This window comes from Streptomyces niveiscabiei, assembly GCF_001419795.1.
Lineage (GTDB): Bacteria > Actinomycetota > Actinomycetes > Streptomycetales > Streptomycetaceae > Streptomyces > Streptomyces niveiscabiei.
The window spans coordinates 1-4,326 of sequence record NZ_LIRL01000465.1; the positions used below are offsets into that span (position 1 = coordinate 1).

Annotated in this window: 5 protein-coding genes; 2 read left to right on the top strand and 3 right to left on the bottom strand. The window is 70.9% G+C overall.

Annotated elements, in window-relative coordinates:
* Positions 1-70: 70 nt before the first annotated feature.
* Both AOK24_RS22575 and AOK24_RS47665 read right to left on the bottom strand, forming a co-directional pair.
* Positions 71-535, bottom strand: a complete 465-nt coding sequence (locus AOK24_RS22575; RefSeq protein WP_055721887.1) for a RidA family protein — start codon at positions 533-535, stop codon at positions 71-73.
* Entirely contained in the window at positions 532-687 is a 156-nt protein-coding gene (locus AOK24_RS47665) for a Sp36 family protein (protein ID WP_010350935.1), read from the bottom strand. The genes AOK24_RS22575 and AOK24_RS47665 overlap by 4 nt, the downstream gene beginning before the upstream one ends.
* 129 nt (positions 688-816) lie before the next feature.
* On the opposite strand from AOK24_RS47665, the gene bagA reads away from it, so the two are divergent.
* Both bagA and bagB read left to right on the top strand, forming a co-directional pair.
* Positions 817-1,794 (top strand): ATPase BagA, encoded by a 978-nt coding sequence (bagA, locus tag AOK24_RS22580; RefSeq protein ID WP_055721888.1) that lies wholly within the window; start codon positions 817-819, stop codon positions 1,792-1,794.
* Positions 1,791-3,296 carry an ATPase BagB gene (gene bagB / locus AOK24_RS22585; RefSeq protein WP_240554066.1) on the top strand — a complete coding sequence of 502 codons (1,506 nt, stop codon included), beginning with the start codon at positions 1,791-1,793 and terminating at the stop codon, positions 3,294-3,296. Before bagA ends, bagB begins: the two co-directional genes overlap by 4 nt.
* A gap of 201 nt (positions 3,297-3,497) precedes the next feature.
* On the opposite strand, the gene AOK24_RS22590 is transcribed toward bagB, so the two are convergent.
* Positions 3,498-3,857 carry a WhiB family transcriptional regulator gene (locus AOK24_RS22590; RefSeq protein WP_055721889.1) on the bottom strand — a complete coding sequence of 120 codons (360 nt, stop codon included), beginning with the start codon at positions 3,855-3,857 and terminating at the stop codon, positions 3,498-3,500.
* Positions 3,858-4,326 lie beyond the last annotated feature (469 nt).

Consider the following 4,326-nt stretch of genomic DNA (forward strand, 5'->3'; position numbering starts at 1 on the left):
ACCCCCCGGCCGGGGGGTTTCGCGAGGGGGTCGGCCGTCCACCGCGAAGGGGCCGGCCGTTCACCACGATTCAGTCGCCGACCTCGACCAGGAACTCGACCTCGACCGGCGCGTCCAGCGGGAGCACCGCGACGCCGACCGCGCTGCGCGCGTGCACGCCCTTGTCGCCGAGGATCTCGCCGAGCAGTTCGCTCGTGCCGTTGATCACACCGGGCTGGCCGGTGAAGTCCGGGGCGGAGGCGACGAACCCGACGACCTTCACGACGCGGACGATCCGGTCCAGGTCGCCGATCACGGACTTGACGGCGGCCAGGCCGTTCAGCGCGCAGCGCGCGGCGAGCTCCTTGGCCTCCTCGGCGGTGACCTCGGCGCCGACCTTGCCGGTGACGGGCAGCTTGCCGTCGACCAGGGGGAGCTGGCCGGAGGTGAAGACGTACGCGCCCGTGCGCACGGCGGGCTGGTAGGCGGCGAGCGGCGGGACGACGTCCGGCAGGGCCAGGCCCAGTTCGGCGATCCGGTCCTCTACGGCGCTCACGCCTTGGCCCGCTTCAGGTAGGCCACCAGCTGCTCGGGGTTGGGTCCGGGCACGACCTGGACCAGCTCCCAGCCGTCCTCGCCCCAGGTGTCCAGAATCTGCTTCGTCGCGTGCACGAGAAGGGGCACGGTCGCGTATTCCCACTTGGTCATGGGGCGACTGTATCCGCATGCGGGGAGGGGGTTGTCCACAGGCTGGGGACGAGCGGTTCATGCGACTGTCGTACCGGTTATCCACAGCCTGCTGATTGGTCCGGGCGTCGAGTGGTTACGCTCGAAGACGTGAGCAGGCTCCAGGTCGTCAGCGGCAAGGGCGGGACCGGAAAGACGACGGTCGCCGCGGCCCTAGCGCTGGCCCTCGCGACGGAGGGGAAGCGGACGCTTCTCGTCGAGGTCGAGGGCCGGCAGGGCATCGCGCAGCTCTTCGAGACGGAGGCGCTTCCGTACGAGGAGCGGAAGATCGCCGTCGCGCCCGGGGGCGGGGAGGTGTACGCGCTGGCCATCGACCCCGAACTGGCCCTGCTGGACTACCTCCAGATGTTCTACAAGCTCGGCAGCGCGGGGCGGGCGCTGAAGAAGCTCGGCGCGATCGACTTCGCGACGACGGTCGCGCCGGGTCTGCGGGACGTCCTGCTGACCGGCAAGGCGTGCGAGGCGGTGCGGCGCAAGGACAAGTTCGGCCGGTTCGCGTACGACTACGTCGTCATGGACGCGCCGCCGACCGGGCGGGTGACGCGCTTCCTGAACGTGAACGACGAGGTCGCCGGGCTCGCGCGGATCGGGCCGATACACAATCAGGCGCAGGCCGTCATGCGGGTGCTGAAGTCCCCGGAGACCGCCGTGCATCTGGTGACGCTCCTGGAGGAGATGCCGGTCCAGGAGACCGCCGACGGCATCGCCGAGCTGCGCGCCGCGCGGCTGCCGGTCGGCCGGGTCGTCGTCAACATGGTCCGGCCCGAGGTGCTGGACGCCGCCGGCCTGGAACTCGTGGACGGCGCCGCGCGTTCCTCCGTCGCACGGTCCCTGTCCTCGGCGGGCCTGGGCGGAGCGCGCCGAGGGGGCAACGCGGAGAAGCTCGTCACCCCCCTCCTGGCGCAGGCCGCGGAGTACGCGGAGCGCCACCGCCTGGAGCAGGACCAGCGCGCGGTCCTCGCGGACCTGGGCCTCCCGGCCCACGAACTCCCGCTCCTCTCCGAGGGCATGGACCTGGCGGGCCTCTACGAACTCGCCACCGAGCTGCGGAAGCAGGGGATCGCATGAGCACGCACCCGGCCGACCGCGCCGCGAGCGGTACGGCGACCGCCCACGACGCCCCCCGCCGGATCTCCTCCGTCCGCGTCCTCGACGTCGACCCCCTGCTCGACGATCCGAAGACCCGCATCGTGGTGTGCTGCGGTTCCGGCGGGGTCGGGAAGACCACGACCGCCGCCGCGCTCGGGCTGCGGGCCGCCGAGCGGGGGCGGAAGGTGGTCGTGCTGACCATCGACCCCGCGCGCAGGCTCGCGCAGTCGATGGGCATCGACTCCCTCGACAACACCCCCCGGCGGGTGAAGGGCGTCGAGGGGAGCGGCGAACTGCACGCCATGATGCTCGACATGAAGCGCACGTTCGACGAGATCGTCGAGGCGCACGCGGACCCCGAGCGGGCCGCCGCGATCCTGGGGAACCCCTTCTACCAGTCGCTGTCCGCGGGGTTCGCCGGTACGCAGGAGTACATGGCGATGGAGAAGCTGGGGCAGCTGCGCTCGCGGGACGAGTGGGATCTCATCGTCGTCGACACACCGCCCTCGCGGTCAGCGCTGGATTTCCTCGACGCGCCCAAGCGGCTCGGGTCGTTCCTGGACGGCAAGCTGATCCGGGTGCTGCTGGCGCCCGCGAAGGTCGGCGGGCGCGCGGGGATGAAGTTCCTGAACGTCGGGATGTCGATGATGACCGGCGCGCTGGGCAAGCTCCTCGGCGGGCAACTCCTCAAGGACGTCCAGACGTTCGTCGCCGCGATGGACTCCATGTTCGGCGGCTTCCGTACGCGCGCGGACGCGACGTACAAGCTCCTCCAGGCCCCCGGTACGGCGTTCCTGGTCGTCGCCGCGCCCGAGCGGGACGCGCTGCGGGAGGCCGCGTACTTCGTCGAGCGCCTCGCCGCCGAGGACATGCCGCTGGCCGGCCTCGTCCTCAACCGGGTGCACGGCAGCGGCGCGGCCCACCTCTCGGCGGAGCGGGCACTGAGCGCGGCGGAGGTCCTGGAGGCGGGCCTGCCCGAGGACACCGGCACCGACGCCGCGCTCCCCCAGGCCGCCGACCCGTCGAACACCCTCCGCTCACCCGAACCCGGCGCGGAAAATCTTGACCCCGCCCGCATTGTGGATCAGGACCCCGGGAAGGCTGACCTACGTAACTCTCCCGACCCACGCGGCAGTTCGGATTCCCCCGTGTCCGACGCCACAGCCACAGCCCCGGCCCCAGATCCCGTCACCGCCTCCGGCGACGCCCCGGCCTCCGACGACGGTTCCCCCACCGGCGTCGACACGGAGCGTTCCGTCGACCGGCTCACCGCAGGCCTGCTGCGCCTGCACGCGGACCGTATGCACCTGCTCTCCCGCGAGCAGCGCACGCGTGACCGCTTCACCGCGCTCCACCCCGAGGTCGCGGTCGCCGAGGTCGCCGCGCTCCCCGGTGACGTCCACGACCTGACGGGCCTGCGCGACATCGGCGTACGCCTCGCGGCGAACCGGCCGGAACTGCCGGAGGACACCGTGAGCTGAGGCGGGCGTCGGCGCACAGCGGGGCAGGCCCCGTACGCGGGCGCGCGAAAGCCGAAAACCCCGAGCCGAGAATCGAGCCCCCGACTCGGCTCGGAAGGAATTCAGCGCACGTCACCACACCGAGAAACGCTCACCGCAGGGCCCACGAGAACCCCCGACTCACGTACTCCGGCCACCTACTCCGGTCACGTACTCCGGCGGCTATCCCACCGCCGCATAGCTCTCGTACACCCGGTCGTCGTCAAGTGCGACGACCCCGGCGACGCTCACGACGCCCGGCGTGCCGCGCTCGTACTCCGAGCGGGCCGTCTCCAGGAGCCTGCGCCAGGAGGTGACGGTCGGCCGGCGGCGCAGCAGGGCCCGCCGTTCACGCTCCGTCATCCCTCCCCACACGCCGAACTCCACGCGGTTGTCGAGCGCGTCGGCCAGGCATTCCGTGCGTACCGGGCAACCGGTGCACACCGCCTTGGCCCTGTTCTGCGCTGCTCCCTGAACGAACAGTTCATCCGGATCAGTAGTGCGGCAGGCAGCCTGCGCACTCCAGTCGGTTACCCAGCCCATACCGGCGCCGTCCTCTCCCGAATCGAGGCTCCCCCACGGCGGCAGCGGCATATTCACCGCCGCCAGTTGAGGACGTTACGGAAGGTGGGCACAGCGCAACACCCCCTTCGGGCCCAATCTTGAATGGCCCGAACGGACTATGCGCATCCGGCAGATCACCCGAGCGAGTGAGCCCGCGACATACGTGACTTTCCCGGCGAATGGGGGCGGTTCACTGGTGTCACAACGGACGCCGCGTGACACACAAGGCGGATTCGGGCACGCCCCCGGAGAAAAACTCCGGGATTTCCAGAACGATTCGGGGTCGCTGGACGTATTGATACGAGGCCCTGTCGCCGTGACTCGTGAGAACAGCTTAGGCCAATGCCTGTGCGCGTGTCCGGAGAATGAGTGAGCCGGTCGTGCGCCCCCCACGACCACCACACGTCGCCGTCACACCCCCATGTCACAATCCCGCCCCGAACAGCCT

Excerpts from the sequence above, each read along its gene's own strand:
- AOK24_RS47665 (WP_010350935.1), bottom strand. The coding sequence starts at position 687 with ATGACCAAGTGGGAATACGCGACCGTGCCCCTTCTCGTGCACGCGACG.
- bagB (WP_240554066.1), top strand. The coding sequence starts at position 1,791 with ATGAGCACGCACCCGGCCGACCGCGCCGCGAGCGGTACGGCGACCGCC.
- AOK24_RS22590 (WP_055721889.1), bottom strand. The coding sequence starts at position 3,857 with ATGGGCTGGGTAACCGACTGGAGTGCGCAGGCTGCCTGCCGCACTACT.